This window comes from Prevotella sp. MGM2, from assembly GCF_002933955.1.
GTDB lineage: Bacteria > Bacteroidota > Bacteroidia > Bacteroidales > Bacteroidaceae > Alloprevotella.
The window spans coordinates 16,829-38,717 of record NZ_BEWW01000267.1 but is presented as its reverse complement, the minus strand read 5'-3'; the positions used below and the strand labels follow the sequence as shown (position 1 = coordinate 38,717).

The 21,889-nt window shown below is 50.7% G+C and carries 13 protein-coding genes; 7 read left to right on the top strand and 6 right to left on the bottom strand.

All coding sequences use genetic code 11. The features are described 5' to 3' along the window. Nucleotides 1-38: 38 nt before the first annotated feature. The 4 genes from C5S62_RS06895 to C5S62_RS06880 form a co-directional block, all read right to left on the bottom strand. Nucleotides 39-401 (bottom strand): MarR family winged helix-turn-helix transcriptional regulator, encoded by a 363-nt coding sequence (locus C5S62_RS06895; protein WP_104404656.1) that lies wholly within the window; start codon nt 399-401, stop codon nt 39-41. Nucleotides 402-414: 13 nt separating this feature from the next. Further along, nucleotides 415-2,880 carry an FAD-dependent oxidoreductase gene (locus C5S62_RS06890; RefSeq protein WP_104404655.1) on the bottom strand — a complete coding sequence of 822 codons (2,466 nt, stop codon included), beginning with the start codon at nt 2,878-2,880 and terminating at the stop codon, nt 415-417. A gap of 273 nt (nt 2,881-3,153) precedes the next feature. Continuing rightward, nucleotides 3,154-5,661, bottom strand: a complete 2,508-nt coding sequence (locus C5S62_RS06885) for a BamA/TamA family outer membrane protein (protein ID WP_104404659.1) — start codon at nt 5,659-5,661, stop codon at nt 3,154-3,156. A 49-nt stretch (nt 5,662-5,710) separates the two neighbouring features. Then, nucleotides 5,711-10,450, bottom strand: a complete 4,740-nt coding sequence (locus tag C5S62_RS06880; protein ID WP_104404654.1) for a translocation/assembly module TamB domain-containing protein — start codon at nt 10,448-10,450, stop codon at nt 5,711-5,713. 518 nt (nt 10,451-10,968) lie between these two features. Between C5S62_RS06880 and C5S62_RS06875 the strand changes: the two genes are divergently transcribed. Further along, nucleotides 10,969-12,516 carry a sulfatase-like hydrolase/transferase gene (locus C5S62_RS06875; RefSeq protein WP_104404658.1) on the top strand — a complete coding sequence of 516 codons (1,548 nt, stop codon included), beginning with the start codon at nt 10,969-10,971 and terminating at the stop codon, nt 12,514-12,516. A 179-nt stretch (nt 12,517-12,695) separates the two neighbouring features. Here the strand turns inward: C5S62_RS06875 and lpxB are convergent, their stop codons facing one another. Next, nucleotides 12,696-13,856 carry a lipid-A-disaccharide synthase gene (gene lpxB, locus C5S62_RS06870; RefSeq protein ID WP_104404653.1) on the bottom strand — a complete coding sequence of 387 codons (1,161 nt, stop codon included), beginning with the start codon at nt 13,854-13,856 and terminating at the stop codon, nt 12,696-12,698. Between the two features lie 8 nt (nt 13,857-13,864). Further along, entirely contained in the window at nt 13,865-14,623 is a 759-nt protein-coding gene (gene surE, locus C5S62_RS06865; protein WP_104404652.1) for a 5'/3'-nucleotidase SurE, read from the bottom strand. A gap of 305 nt (nt 14,624-14,928) precedes the next feature. Here surE and C5S62_RS06860 point away from each other — a divergent pair, with 305 nt between their 5' ends. From C5S62_RS06860 to C5S62_RS06835, 6 genes are all read left to right on the top strand, one after another. Then, nucleotides 14,929-15,699 carry a ParA family protein gene (locus tag C5S62_RS06860; protein ID WP_104404651.1) on the top strand — a complete coding sequence of 257 codons (771 nt, stop codon included), beginning with the start codon at nt 14,929-14,931 and terminating at the stop codon, nt 15,697-15,699. Nucleotides 15,700-15,740: 41 nt separating this feature from the next. After that, complete coding sequence (locus C5S62_RS06855) at nt 15,741-16,637, top strand: ParB/RepB/Spo0J family partition protein (RefSeq protein ID WP_104404650.1); 897 nt, start codon at nt 15,741-15,743, stop codon at nt 16,635-16,637. A gap of 47 nt (nt 16,638-16,684) precedes the next feature. Then, nucleotides 16,685-17,461 carry a DUF5683 domain-containing protein gene (locus tag C5S62_RS13890; protein ID WP_223301174.1) on the top strand — a complete coding sequence of 259 codons (777 nt, stop codon included), beginning with the start codon at nt 16,685-16,687 and terminating at the stop codon, nt 17,459-17,461. A gap of 22 nt (nt 17,462-17,483) precedes the next feature. Continuing rightward, on the top strand, nt 17,484-18,806 hold the full coding sequence (locus tag C5S62_RS06845) for a lytic transglycosylase domain-containing protein (RefSeq protein ID WP_104404649.1): 1,323 nt from the start codon (nt 17,484-17,486) through the stop codon (nt 18,804-18,806). 143 nt (nt 18,807-18,949) lie between these two features. Beyond that, nucleotides 18,950-21,265, top strand: a complete 2,316-nt coding sequence (locus C5S62_RS06840) for a bifunctional (p)ppGpp synthetase/guanosine-3',5'-bis(diphosphate) 3'-pyrophosphohydrolase (protein WP_104404648.1) — start codon at nt 18,950-18,952, stop codon at nt 21,263-21,265. Between the two features lie 3 nt (nt 21,266-21,268). Then, nucleotides 21,269-21,739: a hypothetical protein gene (locus C5S62_RS06835; RefSeq protein WP_104404647.1), complete on the top strand. Its 471-nt coding sequence runs from the start codon at nt 21,269-21,271 to the stop codon at nt 21,737-21,739. Nucleotides 21,740-21,889 lie beyond the last annotated feature (150 nt).

The following is a 21,889-nucleotide window of genomic DNA, read 5'->3' as shown; positions in this document are numbered from 1 at the left end:
TCCATGAGCACTGCGGACCGGAGGGGAACGTTGCTGTTTTATCGGTCGGTGAAGACCGGGCGCAGCACTTCGGGCACCGTTACGCCGTTTTCGCGCATCCGTTGCAGGCAGTTCCGGGCTGTTGCCGTTAGGGTGAAGAACATCTGCCGCTTGTCTTCGCGTCCCAGCCGGCGTGTCACCAGTTTCTTGTTTTCGGCTGCGCGCACCACCTTAGAGGTGTGTGACGGTGTGAGGCCGGTACGTTCCGATATGGCTGATGATGGCACGGTTTCGCTGCCAATGGCGCAAAGTACCATCGCTTCGTTGAGTGATACTCCGTAGGTGATGATGAGGTTGTTCTCCAGTTCGTTCATGGCGCATACAATGTCGCGCATGGCACAGATGCAGGGTATCTTTTCCATTTTATAAGATATTTTATATGAATAGGTTCACTCCGGCCTGTTCAGCGCGTTCCATGTAGGTGGCCACACCGCCGATGGTCACATTGTCGAGCAGTTCCTCGCGCTTGACGCCCATTACGTCCATCGACATTTGGCAGGCGATGAATTCCACGCCGTTTTCAATGGCCTGAAGGCGAAGTGCCTCCAGTGAGTCGATGCCTTTGCGGTTCATCAGGTAGCGCATCATGCGGCTGCCAACGCCCATCATGTTCATTTTCGAGAGTTTCAGCCTGCGGGAGTCCGATGGGAGCATCATGCCGAACATACGTCCGAAGATGTCTTTCTTCACGCGCGGCTTCCGCTCTTTCTTTATGGCGTTCAGTCCCCAAAAGGTGAAGAATATGGTCACTTTCTTGCCTGTTGCGGCAGCCCCGTTGGCCAGCACGAAGGTGGCCAGCGCCTTGTCGAGGTCGTCGCTGAAGAGGATGAAGGTTTTGCCATCGTGTCCCTGTGGTGCGGATGCTGCCGGTGCCGCAGGGGGGCAGGCGGATTTCTCAATGAGCACCTTGTGCGTGCCCGCCTGACAGGCTGCGGATATGAAACGGTGGCCCGTGGTGTGGCACCAGGCTTCCGCATCGCGCGGGAAACCGGCATCGGTGGCCGATATTTCAAGGCTCTCGCCGGGACGGAGCGCTTCCATGCTCTTTTTCAGTTTGAGGATGGGGCCCGGGCATTGCAGGCCGCAGGCGTTCACCTTCATGTTTGCCGGTGCCGTGCCGGCCGGAGTTCCACCGGTGTCCGCCGGGCGATGGCAGCTGCCGTCGGAGGCTGCGTTTTCGGTGGGCTGGCATACGGGAGTTACTGCGGCTTTATAGGTCTTTATGCCTCCGATGAGGTTGCGCACGTCAGCGAAGCCGTTCTCCTTGAGAATGTTGGAGGCCAGGTAGCCGCGCAGGCCTACGCCGCAGTAGACGAAAACAGGCCGGTCGGCGGGAATGTCCTGCAGGCGGTCGCGAAGTTCGTCAAGCGGTATGTTGACTGACCCCGGTATGGCGCCGAGGGCGTGTTCGTCGGCTGTGCGCACATCGACCAGCGTCACTTTCGTGAGATCGGCTGCCTGTAATTCGCGCCAATAGAGTGGTTTCATCTTTCCCGTCAGGATGTTGGCTGCCACGTAGCCCGACACGGCCACCGGATCTTTGGCCGATGAAAAGGGGGGAGCGTAGGCATGTTCCAACTCCATGAGGTCGAACACAGTCTTGCCGTGCTTTATCATCATGGCGTATTCGTCTATGCGTTTGTCCACTCCGTCGCAGCCTACAATCTGTGCGCCATAGAGGCGTCCGTCTGCCGGAGCAAACACGAGTTTGATGCTCATGGGCGTAGCACCGGGATAGTAGCCCGCGTGTGAGGCCGGGTGGACGGTGGCCGAGAGATATTCCGTTCCCGTCTGGCGCAGGCGTTTGGCGGGTAGTCCGGTGGTGGCTACGGTCAGGTCGAATACTTTTGCGATGGCTGTGCCGATAGCTCCCTCATATTTTGTGACATTGCCCTTCACCATGTTGTCGGCCACGATGCGTGCCTGACGGTTGGCCGGTCCGGCCAGATAGTTGAGCCATGGTTTTCCCGTGACAGGATGCGGATATTCTATGGCATCGCCTACGGCATAGATGTCGGCATCGGAGGTTTGGAGGTATTCGTTCACCTTTATGCCTTTCATCTCGCCCAGTTGGAGTGAAGCATCGGAAGCCAGGCGTGTTTCGGGTCTTACGCCGATGGATAGGATAACCAGATCGGCCTGCAGGCGGATGCCCGACTGGAAAACCACCGATACGCCATGTGCTGCAGGTTCAAAGGAGGCCACAGCCTGTTCCAGATAAAGTTTTACGCCTTTCTGCTGCAGATGCTCGTGTACGAGCGAAGCCATGGAGAAGTCGATGGGGGCCATCACTTGCGGCGCCATTTCGACCACGGCCACTTCGGAGCCTCTGGCATGGAGGTTCTCGGCCATTTCGAGTCCTATGAACCCTCCGCCTATGATGACGGAGCGGCGCACGTCGTGTTTGTCAAGATACTCCTTCACACGGTCGGTGTCAGCTACGTTGCGCAGGGTGAAAATGCCTTCGCTCTCGATGCCCGGCAGCGGTGGTCTTACGGGCGAAGCTCCCGGCGAAAGCAGCAGTTTGTCGTAACTTTCAGTGTAGGTGCGCCCTTCGGTCGTCCTTACAGTTACGGTTTTGGCCGCCCGGTCGATGGCCAAAACCTCCGACTGCGTGCGTACGTCGACGTTGAACCGTTTGCCGAAAGCTTCAGGCGTTTGTACGAAGAGGCGTTCGCGCTCTTCTATCACTCCGCCTATGTAGTAGGGCAGTCCGCAGTTGGCATAGGAAATGTACGGACCTTTTTCAAACATGATGATGTGGGCGCTTTCCGTGTTTCTTCTGATGCGGGCGGCTGCGGTGGCTCCGCCGGCCACGCCGCCTATGATGACATATTTCATAATTGGTGGTTTATGGGGTTGCTTAATTGTTTTCTGAATATTTTCCGTTGGAAACGATTGCAAAGAAATAATTTTATTTTCAATCGACAAAGTTTCCGTTGGAAATTAATTGTTTTTAATTATTATTTAACGTATTGCAATGAGAAAAGAACCGGTCTTTTAAAGGATGGGCCGGATAAGGAATAATGTTTGGTTTCTATCTGACATGATTTTCTCCATGATGCCTCGAATATGTCTTGCATCAGGTGCGGCAAAGCACCGGCAATGACATTCTTAGAAAGGATAGCCTATCGCGAAATGGAAGGCAAAACCATCCTTGAAGCGTTCGATGTTGTAGAAGCCCGATTTGGCTGTGGTGTAAGGAGCATGAAGTCCGACACCGAAGTCGAGACGAAGAACAAGAAAATCAAGGTCATAGCGCAAACCGGCGCCAGTGCCGAGAGCAATGTTGCGGAGTGTTTCCGAAGTGAGTTTGCCGCCGGGACGTGCCGGATCGTCGCGCAGCAGCCACACATTGCCCGCATCGAGGAATACAGCCCCATAAAGATTGCCGAAAAGGCGCGCCCGGAGTTCCAGATTGGCTTCCAATTTAATGTCTCCGGTCTGGTCTATATAGGCATACTTGCTGTCGGGACTGCGGTAGGAGCCGGGACCGATGGTACGCACGGTGAAAGCGCGGATGCTGTTGGCTCCGCCTACGTAGAACTGATCAGCATAAGGGGCATGAAGACTGTTGCCGTAGCTGCAAATGACACCGGCAAAGAGACGCGTGGCCAATTTGAAACGCTGGTTTAGAGTGAAGGTTTCATGAGCTTCGGCCGTAAATTTCACAAACTGGGCGAAGGGGCTGCCGAAGAGGTCTTTGTTACGCTGCGAAAACTTCTTGCCGGCTGCGGCATAAAATCCTGACACCACATTGCCGGCTTCCTTGGCCGTTAGTTGTAACCATACAGGATTGCGGTGGTTTGAACCTGAGGCATAAGTGAAGGTGTAGGACAGAGAAGGGACAAACTTGTCGCGCATTGATGTATAAAGCGCCGGATTGGCCGTCATGATGGAGTCGAAAGTGGTGGTTTTGTGGAGCATCTTGTCAAACTCCAGACTAAAGAAAGTCAGTTCGTGCTTAGCTGTCGGCTTTTTATGCCATTTGTAAGTGGCGTCAAGGCCGAAAGTGACCATTTGGAAGAAACCGGCACGGTTCTTCCAATCGGCATTAAGTGCAAAGGTGGTGGAGGCGGGAAAGCGCAAGCGGCGGCGATTGATAAAAGGCATGACGAAACGGGGTATCTCAAACGACAACTCTGTGCCAAGCTCATAGGAATTGAGCAACGAACGGTTGCCGCCACCTCCCGACCGGGTCTGCCACTCATAGGAACCGAATATTTTAAAAGCTACGCGCTCACCGCCGCCAAAGGCGTTGCGCTTGGCTATGCTGTAAGAAACACCAGGGCCTACCTGCTGGTTGCTCTTCATCGTAGCATTCATTTCAAAACTGCTGTCGTAGAGTTTGTCCATCACAGTGGTCACGTATACGTCAAGTGTGTCGCAGGTAGCGGTGGTGTCGTGAGGCATATAATTGACGTCCATCTGACTGAAAATCCCCATGGCACCAAGTTTTTCGAGCGTTGTCTTGCTGTCGCTCAAACGGAAGAGATCGCCCTTGCGATGACTGACGGCCGTGCGCCACATCGGTGCGCGAAGAGGCAGTTTTCTACCGCTGTATTTATAAATGAAATTGCGGCGGACAAGCGATTTGTCAAGCGGATCAAGATCATTGTTACGCACGGTAATGTAAGTGTTGCCAATGTACCACTGCCGTTTCACCCGATCGTCACGGTTGGCGGCCGGTGAAACTTCAAGCTGGACTTTTCCCTTTCGCATAACGGTATCGGCTCTGAAAGTAGTATAGGGAGCGGAATAGTAATAATAACCGTTTTCACGGAAGAGTTTCTCAATGCGCGCTTGTTCGTCTGAAAGATTTTTCACACTGAAGGCATCGCCTTTCCGAAGCAGGCGGCGTCGGGCCGTGGCGCGCAACAAACTGTCCGCATGTGTGGGAAACCTGACATAGGCAATAGAGTCAAGGCGATGAACGGGACCGGCATAAATTTCATAGGCCACCTTAGCCTTGCGCGGATTCTTCTGCTGCAACACATCGTAGCTTACGCGACCGCTGAAATAGCCGTGATTACGCAACGTATTGGTGGCCACACGGGTACGAGTATCTGGAGCTACGGCGCTGAGGAGCACTGGAGTAGCGGCAAAGTTCTTGAAAACCCACTTACCCAATTTCCCTTTCTTGTTGACAAAGCCGTTATAGATCCACAAGCCAGCTGGAAAAGGTATCCGTAACGATGAGGAACCGAACAAGGCGTTGTTAGGCGGATAAGCCAGCACAGCTTCTACTTCGGTCTTAGCTGTGGAGAAAGCTTCCATCTCAGCTTTTTCGCGTTCCTTGATTATTTTGCGTTCCTCTTTGGTCAGTTCTTCTGGCGATGAGGCGGCAAGTTGCTGTTCGAGTGCTTCTGTTCCTTTCCCGTTCAGCAAATCTCCCACAGCCCTCACTCCCTCTCCGATGGAGGTAATGACACCTGTAGAGTCTGCTGATGTCTTTTTCCGTGCCTTCTGAGGCGTGCCACTGTAGGCAATATCATCAATTCCGATATAAAGTTGTTCACCTTCAGGCAGGTTTTTTGTTGTAGAACAAGCTGCAAAAATAAACAGTACAAGGACGGTGAAAACACCTCTCACGCCCTGACAAAAAATAATACGGCACAACATGTGATTGATATCTTTATGCGAATATAGCTTCATTTTAATCGGTCGGTCTTTATTTGGATTTTGAAACAGCATCCTCTGATGTCCGCTCTACGCCCGATGCGGCCGGCATTTCTTCTCTCTTGTGTTCCTGTGGCATACGGTCGCTCTGCTTTTTCCTGTCTTTTCTGTTGCGGAAAATAAAAAGTTCGCCCAGCCGGTCCGTCTTGCGGCGTAACACTAAGCCCGCACCGGTTTTGACAAGCTGTCCTTCAAGCGGATCCTGTGTACTGCGGTCATAGAAAACCTTGACGTAACGTGTCGAGCTTTTGTCGAGACGGTATTCCACCGCAATATTGTCAATAAAACTCTCTGCTGAATTTTGGGCATCCTCACCCGTGCTGACTTTTCCGCCTATGATAACGCTCACGCGGTTATTCCAGAAACGTTTGGCAAATTGGAAAGAATAATCAGTTGTTTCCGTACCGGCACTGCTTGTGCCGCTTTCCATACCGATAGACACGTCGATGGTTTTAAGCGCACTGCCTGCAATATTCTGAATCTCACTTTGCAAAAACGCATTGAGTGCATTGCTGGCCTTAAAGCCACTGCCGCCGGAAGAAAGCATATCATCGGTCATGAACATGCCGGTAGCCAACATGGCCACAGCCGTTTTGCCGCGTTCGGCACGCGTCATAGCAGCCAGTTGATTCTGAACACTCAAATCCTCAGGAGCTTCTATTATAAATTCAAGTCCCATGGTTTCGAGCGGTTGCGTGATGGCAACTCCCACATCAAAGGCAACGGAACGAGGCACATCGTTTTCGGTTACAGTTGCCTTTACACGTTCTTTGGCAGTAATGTTCAGCGTAGGATTCATGACGTCACCGGTAAAATCCACATAACTTCCCTGTACGATATTGAATGTCTTAAGCGGTATGACAGGAAGAGAATATTTCATCTCGCCGCTGTTGGCTGTGAAACGTCCTGTCAGACGCATATCTCCCTGTTGCGTGAGGCGCAAGGTGAGATTGCCTCCTCCTTCGAGATTGACATAGTTCTCTCCATCCTCACTGAGATTGCAGCGGAAGCGGGCGGCATCGCTCACAGATATGCCCAATGTCATGTCGAATGATCCGGATGGGGCAGGCTGTTCCTCTGCTACAGCCGTAGTGTCTTCAAAACTTACAAACTTTACCAGATCACTCAAGCGGTCGTCCACGGTGAGTGGTGAATCTTTGAGAATATACGTCATGTCGGTGCGTTCGAGAATCTCGAGTTGTCCGCGGACGAAGAGGTTATCCAGGTTTCCGCGCAAAGTACCCAGATAATTGGCATAGACCTTTCCGAAAATCATTGACGCGGCTTTCCGCTTGGCGTTAACCAATTCATAGTTGCGTGCTCTCATGTTCAAATCCATGCCGAAGTCTGCCAAGCTCACCACGCCGTTTATCACGAGCGGATTGGTGCTCTTGCCTGAATACAAACTGTAATCATTGAATTGCAGGCGACTATCCTTGAGAATAATGGGGCGTTCGTCAAGAAGGAAGTCCACGCCATAGACGTCTGAATACAAATGTGCGGAATCGAGGTCAAGACTGCCGTTGATAGCCGGTGCTGTGAGTGCGCCGGCTATGTTGACCTCACCTTTTGCCAGGCCACGCACCCCGAAATCCGTACCGGCCATAAAGCCGCCCAACATTTCCAGAGGGAAGTCATAGAGATGCGCCGTTCCGTCCAACTGGCCGCCGGCGCTATCCACATAGGTCGCATCAAACGCCATTACTTCCTTATCGTTTGCGCTGATATAAGCGTTGGCGAAATGTTCTCCTCCGGCTTTTGGCAGGTAAAGCGCTTCAAGGCCGATGTTGCCGAGTTTCGCTCCTTCCAGTTCAAAATTCTCCGCAGTGAAGAGGGTTGAGACGGAGAGGGCACGATGATCGTCAACGACATGCAGGTCGCCGCTCAGCAAGCCGCGCATCTGTGGCAGCAGGGGCACCACATCCGACAATTCACCCAAATTGACATTTGCCAGACTCAGTGTTATGTCATTGGAAGAGTCGGCAGGGGCACTGTAGATATTGAGGCCCGTACCGTCATCGGCCAGTAGCCGTACATCGGCCCGGACGGACTTGTCGCGACCGAGAAATACATGATTGTCGGCATTTACCGTAAAATTGCGATAAGCAATAACAGGATGTTCCGGATAAAGAGCAAGTTCTATGCCGCCTTCCGCCAGCGAAGCTTTCAAGCCGAGATCGAAGCCGCGCTTTCCTTTTTCATCAAGGAATATAATCTGTGTGCCGGCTCCTGTGGCGTGGAGATACGAAGCCAGCCGCACTTCAAATTTATGTGGATTCTTTTTTGTGAAGTTCTTGGCATAGCCTTCCATTTTCAGACCTGCGGAATCCTGAAACACGTCTATGTCGACGGTGTCGAGCAACAGTCCGCCGTTACGCAGGCTGCCAAGTCGCAAGCCGCCGTTGAGTCCGCGGTCGGGGTCGGCATCGAGGCGTACGTGTAAGGCTTCGTACTTTATGCCTTTCATCAGCAGAATTTTGCTCAATGGGTTGTCCTTGCCGGCATCGAGGCGCATTCCCACCACCGGAAAAGTTTCTCTCAGAGCGACCTGGTTTATCGTCTTCTCCTTGGTCTGACGGTCCAGTTCGGCCATCAGTCTTTCCAGTCCTGAGGCCAATATGCCGGTGGACCCTCCGGCACCCAGATTAAGATAAAGGTCGCCTGATGAAACCAGCGCCGTTGTTGTGTCAGGACTCGTTGCAAAAGCAAAATTAAGGTCCTTGGCCTGCACGCTTCGGGTTGGCATGAGGAACCGGATGTTATTGATGGCCCCTTCAGCTCCATAAGCGGTAAAGTCGCGGTCGGCATGAAATCCGATGTCTATGTTAGTGCCTAGATGGAGCGTGTCTTTCATCTCCGCCAAAGCCTGCAAATTGATATAGGGCAAATCAGCCGTAAAGCGGCCCTCTATGTTTTTTCCAAAAGTCGTTTCTACCCGTCCGTTTCCTTCCAGCAGTGAATTGGCTGCCGTAAAGTCGGCTGTGAACAAACCGTTCCGCAGATCGGCGTCAAGTCCCAGTGAACTGAGATCGTAGCCCGCATAGTGGAATTTGTCAACGGTGGCTTTTGCCTCCAGCCGTGCCGAAGGCTTAAACACGTCAAATCCCTTGCCACGCGCATTGAGCTGTCCCGTAAAGTTTCCCATGCCACTGCCAGGCAACAGCTGTCCTAAGGGGAAGGTTCGGGCCATGGCCTCGATGTCGTAGTTTTCAAGCCGTGTGTCGAGCGTGGCTCGTGCCGAGAGACGTCCTTCGGGCAGCGTCAGGCGGATATCGGCCGTATAGCGTTCGCCCTTCACGCCCACTTGTCCGTTTGCCGAGAGACGGCGGGGTAAGTTGAATCCGGCACGTACGTCAGCCGGCAGGAACGCTTTGACAGGCGTGAGGTCGGAGGCTTTCAGGTCGAAACCCATCGCTGCCTCCAATTGCTGGCGGGCGGGGCAGACGTGTCCCTTGGCCGAAAGGTTCATGACGCCGGGCAATGAGGCTGTCAGCCGGTCAATGACAAGAGCGTCCATGTTGCCGTGTGCCGCCAAGTTGAGCCGCAAAGGTCTGTCGGGCCAGGCGCGCAACAACGAGCGGTCGGCATAGCCGGCTGCCAGCGTCCGCACGTCATTGGCTCCCACTTCTCCGTCGAGGCGTGCCGACAGATGGCCTCCGCGGCCGGCTTCAAGCGCCTTAAAGTCCAGTGCTACGTTACCTTGCAGGCGCGAATGTGCCGTTTTTAAGTTAAAATCAGGCAGCATGATAGCCGCTGTATCCATGTTTATGCGGGCTGTCAGACTTTTTACGTCCAAACCGGCATGTTCCTTGAAGGCCAGTTTCCTGACGTTGACCTGCAAGCGGCCGGCCGCATCATAGGACAGCGAGTCGACCTGAAGGCGCAATTCGTTGAGGCCCACATAAGCGGGTGAGAGATGTGCCGGAGCGGTCATGCCCTTCCACAGGAAGCGGTTGGAGCCGTCAAAGGCGGTGTTGGGGATTCGGCGGCCGGCTGCTGTTCCGCCACTGCGGGTGGCGTAGACCAAACTGCCGCCGTTGAGTGTGAGGCGGCGCATGGCGTAATGAGGCGCCCCGGTGTCGAAGTGGCCGGCTTGCAACTCGGCGCGGCGCATGCCGAGAATGACCCGCATGGAGTCGCCAGGCAAGGAAAGACTGACCTGGGAATTGGTTATGAGCACTCGGTCGGCGCGGATATCCCATGGCATGGAGGCCGTTGTGTCCGGCACAGTCACCGTGTCGCTCAAGGCTACATAGAGGGTGGCGCCGTCGAGCAATGCCTCATCGAGACGCAGACGGCCCGCCTGCCATTCCACACCATGCGACTGTGCCCGAAGTTCCCGTATCTTTCCGCGCACGTAAGTGTTGGCTATGAGACCTTTCGTGTTGAGCTGCACGTTGTAAAGAGACAGCCCGTCAACGTCGGCACGGCCTTTGAGCAGCGGCAGCAGCCGCACATCGAGGCGCAACGAACGCACTGCAGCCAGAGTGTCGCCCTTTTCTACGACCGTTACCTGATGCACAGCCAGGTCGAGCGGAAAAGCCAGGCGCACATGCCCTACCGAAACCTGCATGCCGGTGGTGGCGGCGAGGCGTCCGGTTACCTTTTCTACTATGAAATTCTGTATGGGGGGGATGTAAATTAAAATGGCTAAAACGAGGAACAGTACCACCGGCGACAATACCGTAATGGCCAACCATTTCAATACTTTTCTGACGCTTTTTTTCTTCATAAGGATGCAAATTTACGGATAAAATGCCTAAGTCGACACACAGCTAATTTTTTTTATGAGAAAAGGCGGAAAATAAACAAAACAGGCCACCGGACATTAACATTTTTAACCTTCTGTAACTTTTCAAATAATCAAAAACACTACCCTCAGTACAAAAAATCAAAAAGTCCGTATTGCAATTCCAACTCCAATACTTGGAATTTAAACGGCAAGTAATGTTTTTAAGTACAGAATTTATCATTTTTTCATCAGGAAAACACCTGAAATACCATAAAATAGAGGGCCGTCCCTCGGGACAGCCCTCTTCGCTGTTGCAAATATACAACATTTTTTCGCCAAAAGCAAATTATGTTAAAACGGCTGGAGGCCTGACAAACCTCCTGCCGTACTTCGTCGGAATAATCAGCGGCAAGTTTCTTTTTAACAGGGAAAGCTGCAAAAATAGTCGTCTGAAAACACTTCTTATTCATTTATTTTGTATTTTTGCCACGATTCTTACAAAAACACAAAACATCTCCATGAAAACAAATTACGCATTAGCAGCCATGGGCGTGCTACTGCCTGCGACCGGTGTGATCCATGCACAGAACAAACCGGCCCCCAAAGGCGGTGAGCGCCCCAATGTGATTCTGCTCGTAGCCGATGACCTCGGCTACGGCGACCTGTCGTGCTATGGTGCGCGGCGCGTGTCGACTCCTTGTGTCGACAGTCTGGCCAGTGCCGGACTGCGCTTCACCGACGCACACGCCTGTGCCTCCACCTCCACCCCCTCACGCTACTCCCTGCTGACGGGCGAATACCCCTTCCGCAAGAAAGGCACCGATGTGGCCGCCGGAAACGCCGGCATGATTATCAGTCCGTCGCAATACACCGTGGCTGATGCCTTCAAGCAGGCTGGCTATGCCACTGGCGCCATTGGCAAATGGCACTTGGGATTGGGATCGAAAACAGCCCAGCAGGACTGGAATGGACAATTGGACGAAGACCTCTCCGACATAGGCTTCGATTATCACTATATTATGGCCGCAACGGCCGACCGCGTGCCGTGTGTGTTCATAGAGAACGGTCGTGTGGCCAATCACGACCCCTCGGCCCCCATTGAGGTGAGCTACCGTCAGAACTTTGCCGGCGAGCCTACCGGCCGCGACAATCCGGAACTCCTCACCAAGTTGCGTCACAGCCACGGGCACAACCAGAGCATCGTCAACGGCATAGGCCGCATAGGCTACATGAAAGGTGGCGGAAAAGCCCTCTGGCGCGATGAGGATATCGCCGACTCCATAGCTTCGCATGCCATTGAGTTCATAGAGCATAATGCCGAAAAACCATTCTTCCTTTATCTCTGTACAAATGATGTTCACGTGCCGCGCTATCCGCACGAACGTTTTCGCGGTAAAAATCCCATGGGACTGCGCGGTGAGGCCATCATGCAGTTTGACTGGACTGTGCGTCAGGTCACCGATGCCTTGCGCCGTCTGGGACTGTCGGAGAACACGCTCATCATCATCACAAGCGACAATGGCCCCGTGCTCGATGACGGCTATCAGGACCAGGCCATAGAACTGGCCGGATCGCATCGTCCGGGCGGTCCTTTCCGCGGCGGCAAATACAGCTCGTTCGAAGCCGGCAGCGTTGTGCCTTTCATCGTGCACTGGCCGGCACGCGTCAAAGCCGGCAGCGTGAGCAAGGCGCTGGTATCGCAAATTGACAATACTGCCACGCTGGCCGCTTTGGCCGGTGTCACTCTGCCGGAAGGCGCGGCACGCGACAGCCGTAACCACCTCGACACATGGACGGGCAAGAGCAAAAAACCGCGTGAGTTCGCCCTCTCTATGGCTGCCGGCCACAATGTGACAATACGCACTGACCGGTGGAAATATATTCCGCCGCGCAAAGGGGAGGCAGTCATCAGCTGGGGACCGGTTATAGAAACCGGCAACAGTCTCGACCCGCAGCTTTATGACATGAAGCGCGCTGAAGACGAACGTAAGAATGTGGCAAAGGAAAACGCCAAGACAGTTGACAAACTGCAGAAAATATTGAATGAGGTGTGCGGTAACAGGTAAAGACTTCTGTCACGGGAAAAACTGTTAATGAGTTTTTTTACCCTTGCGGCGTCATCGCATAATTTTCTATTCGAAAATCAAACCGGAGCCTTCCTGACGTTTTCAGGAAGGCTCCGGTTTGATTTTATCTCTTCTTTTGGGAAGGAACAGGAACTATCGGTTCAAGCAATTCATGCTTCTCACGGGCGGAAGCGCAGAGCCGCCACCATCAGACGGGCCGCGCAGGCGGGCGCACCGGGCGCACCGAGACATTCGCTCATGGCATCATAGCCCTGGAGCATAGCGGCACGGCGGTTGCCTCCCGGCAAAATCTGCAGAAGATGGCGGCGTACATTGTCGGGCGTCATACCGTCGGCAATCAGTTCGGGAACAATCTCGCGGCCGCATATCAGATTGACAAGAGACACATAGGGCACCTTGAGGAACAGACGGCGCAGCAAGCTGACCAAACGGCCGCAGGCCGTGTAGTAGCATACCACTTGAGGCACACCGAAAAGGGCGGTTTCGAGCGTAGCCGTTCCGCTGGTGACAAGAGCGGCGGCAGAACGCGAAAGAAGGCCGTAGGTGTCATTTTCCACAAGGCGCACACATTCGGCCGGTACACCGCTATGCGCAATGATGTCATGGTAAAAACCTACCGGTATGGCTGGTGCCACGGCTACGGCCACGCATATAGGTGGCTGGCGGTCATCACGTTTTTTTACAAGAGGAGCCACGGCGCAAAGCATGCGCGAAAAATTATCGGCTATCTCCTGACGGCGCGAGCCGGGCAAAAGGGCGACAAGCGTTTCGGCCGGACTGGCGGAAATTGCGCCGTGCTGTTTCTTGTAGGCTGCCACCTCGTCTACCGTAGGATTGCCTACATACGTCACCTCATAGTTGTGTTTCTCCCTGAAGTAAGCCACTTCGAAGGGGAGGATGGAATAAAGTCTGTCCACATCGCGGCGCAAGGCGCGGATACGCCTTTCCTTCCAGGCCCATATCTTGGGCGATATATAGTAATAGACCGGACACAGCGCCTGCTTACGCACATAACGGGCTATTTTGAGATTGAATCCGGGATAGTCCACCAATATCACTACATCGGGGCGCCATTCGGCAATCTGCCGCTTGCAGTTGACTATGCCGCGCAAAATGGTGCGCAAATGAAGCATCACGGGTATAAAGCCCATGTAGGCCAGATGACGGTAATGACACAGCAGAGTGCCTCCCACAGCCTGCATGCTGTCGCCCCCGTAATAACGGAATTCTGCCTGCGGGTCCTCACGAAGGAGAGCCTGCATCAAATGGGCAGCGTGAAGGTCGCCGCTGGTTTCGCCGGCAATAAGGAAATAACGCATGGGAATTTCTACATCACTGATTTTAAAATGTCAACCAGGCCGGTAGCTGTCACATCCAGCTGCGTCGGAGTAACGGCCACATAACCGTGGGCCAACGCCCAGCGATCGGTATCCTCAGCCTCCGGCTCAAGTTCCTCACAGTTGCCCACCAGCCAGAAATAGTCTCCTCCGTAGGGGTGCTTGCGGTGTTCCAGCTCATTCTGCCAGCGGCTGCGGGCCATGCGGCATATGCGCACTCCCTCAAACTTTTCACGGCGGGGGAAGTTGATATTAAGACAGGTAAATGGCGGTAGTCCAATGGCTATGGCCTTAAACACAAAATCAATAAGATAAGGCCTTAAAGGCGCAAAATCGGCATTCTCCCGGTGGTCGCATAAGGAAAATGCCACTGCCGGATAGCCTTGAAGCGCTCCTTCGGTAACAGCCCCCATCGTGCCGGAATAATGCACATTGACAGATGAGTTGTCGCCATGATTGATTCCGGCCACCACGAGATCAGGCTTACGGTCAGTGAACACATTGAGCGCCAACTTTATGCAATCGGTAGGCGTACCGGAGCAGGAACAGATCTTCAGGCCGGGGTCTTCGCGCAATATTTTATAGTTGATGGGGTGCATGGCCGTAATGGAACATCCGAAGCCCGAACGCGGTGAGTCGGGAGCCACTACTAATAAATCGGCCACCGAGCGGAGCGTTTCAACCAGAAATTTTATACCGGGTGCTTCCACACCATCATCGTTTGATACAAGTATGTAGGGTCTTGACATAAATTAAAGCAATAAGGCATTCAAAAAAACGCCGCAAGTCAATCAGCAGACATGACAGAATTGTCGTGAACAGATATTGGCGGCAGCCTATAACGAGGCAAAAATACTAAAAAAGGCATAAAGAAAGGCTGTTCAAAGAAATTTTGTTACCTTTGCAAAAAGTATTATTCTTTTAAAAAAGAAACAAGGCCAACGGCATATAGACGCACGACAAAGCGAACAGGCTGAAGGAAATATCCTGACCGCCATGATGCCGGAACCTGAGAAAAACTACCGCCGGAGCGGCGTACACGAACCTTCACTATATGGGTAAAATCATTGCATTAGCCAACCAAAAAGGCGGCGTGGGAAAGACAACCACGTCGATGAATCTGGCAGCCTCGCTCGCCACACTTGAGAAGAAAGTACTCCTCATCGATGCCGATCCGCAGGCCAATGCCTCGTCAGGGTTGGGCGTAGACCTGTCGAAAATAGATAATTCCATTTATGAATGCCTTGTAGGACAGGCTGGAATTAAAGAAGCTATTTATACGACTGACATAGAACGGCTTGACATAGTGCCGTCACATATAGATTTGGTTGGGGCAGAGGTGGAAATGCTGAATCTTCCCAACCGTGAACATATATTCAAGAATTTGCTCTCACCGCTAAAAACCGAATACGACTATATTCTGATCGACTGCTCGCCATCGTTGGGGCTTATCACGGTAAACGCTTTGACGGCTGCGGATTCAGTGGTCATTCCGGTACAGTGTGAGTATTTTGCCCTTGAAGGTATCAGCAAATTGCTCAACACTATCAAGATTATCAAGAAGAAACTCAATCCCGAATTGGAAATCGAGGGTTTCCTGCTTACCATGTACGATTCGCGTCTGCGTTTGGCCAACCAGATTTACGATGAGGTAAAACGTCATTTTCAGGAATTGGTTTTCAAAACGGTCATACAGCGTAATGTGAAACTTTCGGAAGCCCCGAGCCACGGATTGCCTGCTATACTCTATGACGCTGATTCAACCGGAGCGAAGAACCATCTGGCATTGGCCAAAGAGATTATCAACAAAACTGTGAATGGATAACCCAAAACCAGTGTCTGGAAACTGTTTATTAAAATAACTGTATGGCAGTACATAGAAAATTCCCAGCCTTGGGGCGTGGTCTTGACGCTCTTATCTCTACTGAGGAGGTGCGCACAAGCGGGTCCTCGTCTATAAATGAAGTAGACATTAAAAAAATCAAAGCCAACCCCAACCAGCCACGTCGTGAATTTGATCAGACGGCTTTGGAGGAATTGGCTGAAAGCATCCGGCAGATAGGTATCATACAGCCCATCACTCTACGGAAAATGGAGGATGGCTCCTATCAGATCATTGCGGGAGAACGCCGCTGGCGTGCCTCGCAGATGGCTGGATTGACAGCTGTTCCGGCTTACATCCGAACTGCGGATGACGAGAACATGATGCAGATGGCACTCGTGGAAAACATACAACGGGAGGATCTCAATGCCATTGAAATAGCCCTGGCTTATCAGAATCTTATAGAACAGTACGACCTCACACAAGACAAACTATCTGAAAAGGTTGGGAAAAACCGCGCCACCATTGCCAATTATCTGCGCCTGTTAAAATTACCGGCTCAAGTACAGGTGGCATTGCAAAACAAAGAAATGGATCAGGGACATGCCCGTGCATTACTTGGCCTTAACAAACCCTCATTACAGGTAAAACTATTCGGCGAAATCAAAGAAAAAGGGTATTCGGTGCGTCAGGTGGAGGAGATGGTTAAGGCCCTTAACAGCGGGGAAACCGTGAAGAGCGGTCGTCATCAACTTACGGACAAGAGTCAGAAACGGTTACCTGAGGAATATCATCTGTTGAGAACAAAACTTTCGGATTTTTTTCAGACAAAAGTTCAAATGACTTGTTCAAACCAAGGCAAGGGAAAGATCAGCATCCCATTCACATCGGAAGAAGAATTGGAGCGTATCATTAGTATTTTTGATAAAATGAAAGGATGAAAACCGGCAATAAGACCATAATGAATTCGGCAAGGTGGGGAATAGTTATGACCGGACTGTTCCTTTGCGCGTTGTTTGGCAACGCACAAGCCCGGCTCATTATAGAAAAGCCCGTTCAAAATAGTTCAGACTCAATTCTTCTCTCAAATACGACCAAGCCCTCCACTGATGAGGTCAAAAAAAAACAATTCGACTTAGGAGGTCAATGGAGTGCAGATACACTTCGGCCAAATCATAATACGCCTGCAGACACGGCGCATCTCACCTTAATAAATGACTCTCTGCTCAAAGTCAATCAAAAGACTTTGAATTTGAAAAGCCGTTTTTCTCCCGACCCGAAACGGGCCTTGTGGCTGTCGCTGGTCTTTCCCGGAGCCGGACAGATATACAACCGGAAATATTGGAAACTACCTATCATTTACGGCGGTTTTTTAGGATGTACGTATGCTTTGATGTGGAACCAGCAGATGTATCGCGATTACTCACAGGCCTATCTAGACATTATGGACGATGATCCTAACACAAACAGTTATCTCGACATGTTGCCGCCTCGTTTCGACATTACTGGCCGTGAGGAACAATTTAAGAAGATATTCAAGCGTAAAAAAGACTTTTATCGCCGTAATCGCGATTTAAGCGCTTTTTGTTTCATCGGAGTATACTTGCTCTCAGTCATTGACGCTTATGTTGACGCGCAGCTGTCGGAATTTGATATCACACCCGACCTGAGCATGAGACTTGAACCTGCCGTCATCCAAAACAAAAGTATCGGAACGTCAGGAAGTAACAATTCCTACGGCGTGGGGTGTAGCTTTAAATTCTAAAAACACGAAGAAAACATTTGACATGAAACGAATTAAAACAATAGTTCTTATTTTTGCTACAGGCATGATAGGTGCCGGCGCACAAAATGTGAAAGAGATAGAAGTGCATGACGACCGTAACAATACGGATGAGGTGATAGAACTTCCTGAAGCGATGACTTATGACACGGATTCTCTCCTTAAGGAATGGAATGCCCAAAAATATCTTTTCCCTGATACGACTTGTGCTGATCCTGACTACAATCCTCCTTTTCCTGCCGAAATTTTCAAAGAGCGTCTGTCCCGCATACCGGCCATAATTGAAATGCCGCACAATGAAGTCGTTCAAAAATTTATAGACCAATATAGCGGTCGCCTACGCCGTTCGGTATCATATATGTTGGGTGCCGGTAACCTTTACATCCCTATATTTGAAGAGGCGCTCGACTATTATGGCCTGCCTCTTGAACTCAAATATTTGCCTGTGATAGAGTCGGCGCTTGACCCTACAGCGGTGAGTCATGCCGGAGCCGTAGGACTTTGGCAGTTCATGCTGGCTACAAGCAAACGTTATGATCTGAAAGTAAACAGTCTTATAGACGAACGCCGTGACCCGGTAAAGGCTACATGGGCGGCAGCCAAATATTTGCGCGACCTTTATCGGATGTTTGGCGACTGGAACCTGGCTATTGCAGCTTATAACTGTGGTCCGTCCAATGTAAACAAAGCTATTCATAGAGCTGGAAATGTGAAGGACTACTGGGTTATATATCCCTATTTGCCAAAAGAGACACGTGGTTATGTGCCTGCTTTTATAGCTGCTAACTATATCATGAATTATTATTGCGAGCATAACATCTGTCCGATGAAAACAAAATTGCCAATTGCCACCGACACTGTTATGGTATCGCGCAATGTTCATGTCGAGCAAATTGCAGCTTTATGTAATATTGAAGTTGCTGACATTAAGGCGTTGAATCCACAATACCGTACAGATATCATACCTGGGCAAACAGAACCGTGTGCTATCCGTCTGCCGCAAGAAAAAGCACTGGCGTTCATAGACCAACAAGATTCTATTTACAACTATCGCGCAGAAGAACTCCTGACACGCCGCGTCATTGTTGCTGTAGCCGATCAGCCACAGCAACGCACCTCTTCAACTCGTCAAAGCACAAAAAAACAAACAGCACGGAACAAAACGAATAAAAAAAGCCGTACAAAAACGCAGATTGCAACGGTAAGATCAGGTGACACACTCAGCGCTATCGCCGCTCGTAACCATACTACAGTAAGCAAATTGAAGCGCCTTAACAACATGAGAAGTGATAGGCTAAAGCCCGGGCAAAAGTTAAGAGTGAAATAAGTCTATCGGAATTAATAGGCATTCACAGGCGTACTTTTCCAATAGACAATCTCTCACGCAGTTTTTCCTGTATTCAGTATAACAGCAACTGTCACTGCGGTTTTCAACAACTGGCCGCATTGCGGCTTCACACACATCATGTCATGCAAGAGACAAGCACCTTATCATTAAGCCTGCAAGAGCAGAAGGACGAGGAAATGATAAATGCCGCGTTCCAGCATTTGCTCGACACCTATCTGGCATCCAACCATCGCCGCAAGGTAGAAACCATAACCAAAGCGTTCAATTTTGCCAAGCAAGCACACAAAGGTGTGCGCCGCCTGTCTGGCGAACCTTATATCCTTCACCCTATTGCCGTGGCGCAAATCGTGTGTGAGGAGATAGGGCTTGGCTCCACTTCAATATGTGCCGCTTTGCTCCACGATGTCGAAGAAGACACAGATTATACCAATGAGGATATAGCAAATCTCTTCGGACAGAAGGTAGCTAATATTGTAGAAGGACTGACAAAAATTGCCGGTGGCATATTTGGAGAACGGGCTTCGCTACAGGCTGAGACATTCAAAAAACTCTTGCTCACTATGAGCGATGACATACGAGTCATCCTCATTAAAATTGCTGATCGTGTGCACAACATGCGTACCCTTGAAAGTATGTTGCCACGTAAACAATACAAAATAGCCAGCGAAACGCTCTACATTTTCGCCCCTATAGCCGACCGGCTGGGGCTCAACAAAATAAAGACAGAACTCGAAAATCTCAGTTTCCGCTACGAACATCCGGAAGAGTATAGCCAAATAGAAAAAGATCTTGCCGAAACACAGCCTGAGCGTGCCACTATTTTTGATAAATTCACACCGCCCATCAGCAAGAAACTGGAGGAAATGGGTGTCAACCACTCCATCAAAGCGCGCGTAAAGAGTCCTTATTCCATTTGGATGAAAATGCAGAACAAACACATTCCTTTTAGCGAGGTGTTTGACATTTTGGCTATCCGCATCGTCTTCACTCCTCGCAATCGCGAAGAAGAAATAGATGAATGTTACCGTATTTACGGCGCATTGACAAAAATATATCCTCCTCATCCAACACGTTTCCGCGACTGGTTGTCTCGTCCCAAAGCTAATGGCTATCAGGCACTCCATAACACCTTCATGAGTAAGCAGGGCAAATGGATAGAAGTGCAGATACGCTCAGACCGTATGGATGATATTGCCGAACAGGGTTTTGCCGCTCATTGGAAATATAAGGATAAAGACGCGCCTTATGATGAAAATGAGCTCGACCGATGGCTCAACTCGATCAAGGAAATACTTGATGACCCGCAACCAGACACGCTTGATCTCCTTGACACCATCAAGCTCAACCTATATTCCAACGAAATCCTTGTATTCACTCCCAAAGGTGAGCTTAAGAACATGCCAGCCGGTTCCACTGCTCTCGACTTTGCCTTCTCCATACACTCTTTTGTAGGTAGCCATTGTTTCGGAGCTAAAGTAAACCATACGCTTGTGCCTCTCAATTACCGTCTTAAAAGCGGCGATCAGGTAGAAATCATCACTACACGCACACAACATGTGCAACCCGAATGGCTCGACTTTGTAACGACAGCCAAAGCCCGTAATAAGATACAAGCTATATTGCGACGCGACCGGCGCGAAAAATGTCGCCAAGGAGAAGAGCATCTGTTGCAGTTTCTGGCCAAGCATGAAATCACTGCCAGCACTGCTGTTATAGAACAACTCTGCAAATATCATACACTGTCCGACCGTGAAGAGCTCTTTTTGGCTATTCACGAAGAACGCATCATACTGGGCGAAAACGACATCAACTTCCTGCAAGGCAAAACAGCCTCAAAGGGATGGCGACGCTACATTCCTTTCATTGGCAGTCGTAAAACGCAGGGGCCAACCAATGCTCCTGAAGCTCTGGACAGCATCGAATTCGTTAAAAATATCAACCGTAAGCAAATACTCATTCTTAATGAAGAGACTTTGCCTAAATGTATCATAGCTCCGCGATGTTGTCCTATTCCCGGCGATGATGTTCTGGGTTATATAACTCCGCAAAACACTCTTGAAATTCATAAACGCAGCTGTGCCACCGCCATGCAACTGAAAACACGCGATGGTAACGGGATCATAGCCTGCAAATGGGATACCCACCGCCAAATTCTCTTTCCTTGCCGTTTGGCCATTACCGGAATGGACAGTCAGGGCGTACTCCACGCCATTGCCGATGTACTCCATACGCAACGCGCCATACCGGTGCGCAGTATCACTCTCAATACTCTTGACGGCATTTTTTCGGGTAGTCTCGATATCGCTGTATATCATGCCGATGATGTTGTCTCACTCTGTAACTCACTCATGAGTATAGAAAACGTCACCAAAGCTTTCCGCATTGACGATGGCGGCATCCCCATATCTTCCAATCAGAAACATTCATCCAAATCTTGAAATATGTCACTCAGTAAATTCGAAAGCGAGATAAAATATTTGTCACAACCCATCGAAACCGTCTATGACCGCTATGCCGATTTGCGCAATCTTGAAGGTCTGAAAGAACGTCTCAACGATCCAGAAGTAATCAGTCGTTTGGCTTCACAAGTCCCTGCAGATAAAGTGGAGGAAATGAAAAAGTATGCCCAAAGTATGACTTTTGATGCCGACAGTCTCAACCTTTCCACGCCAATGGGAGCCATTACCCTTCGAATTGTGGAACGCGAAGCTCCCAAATATATCAAGTTCCAGAGTGAAGGATCTCCTCTTCCTCTTTACGTATGGATACAACTCCTGCCACACGGTGAAGCTGAAACCAAAATGCGCATAACAGTGGGAGCCGAAGTGAATTTCTTTATGAAAGGCATGGTATCAAAACCCCTCAAACAAGCAGCGGAAGGACTAGCCAATATTCTCAGCATGGTACGATGAACCACCTTTATATATATATTATTGCATATTCATCTCATAAAACAAAAGCCTATGAAGTAACCCTTTAACAATTCCATAGACATATAAGATAAGAGCGTTAGCTTTTGTTCTTTTTACTTGCGAATCTGGAAAATTCTACTGTAAACGAGG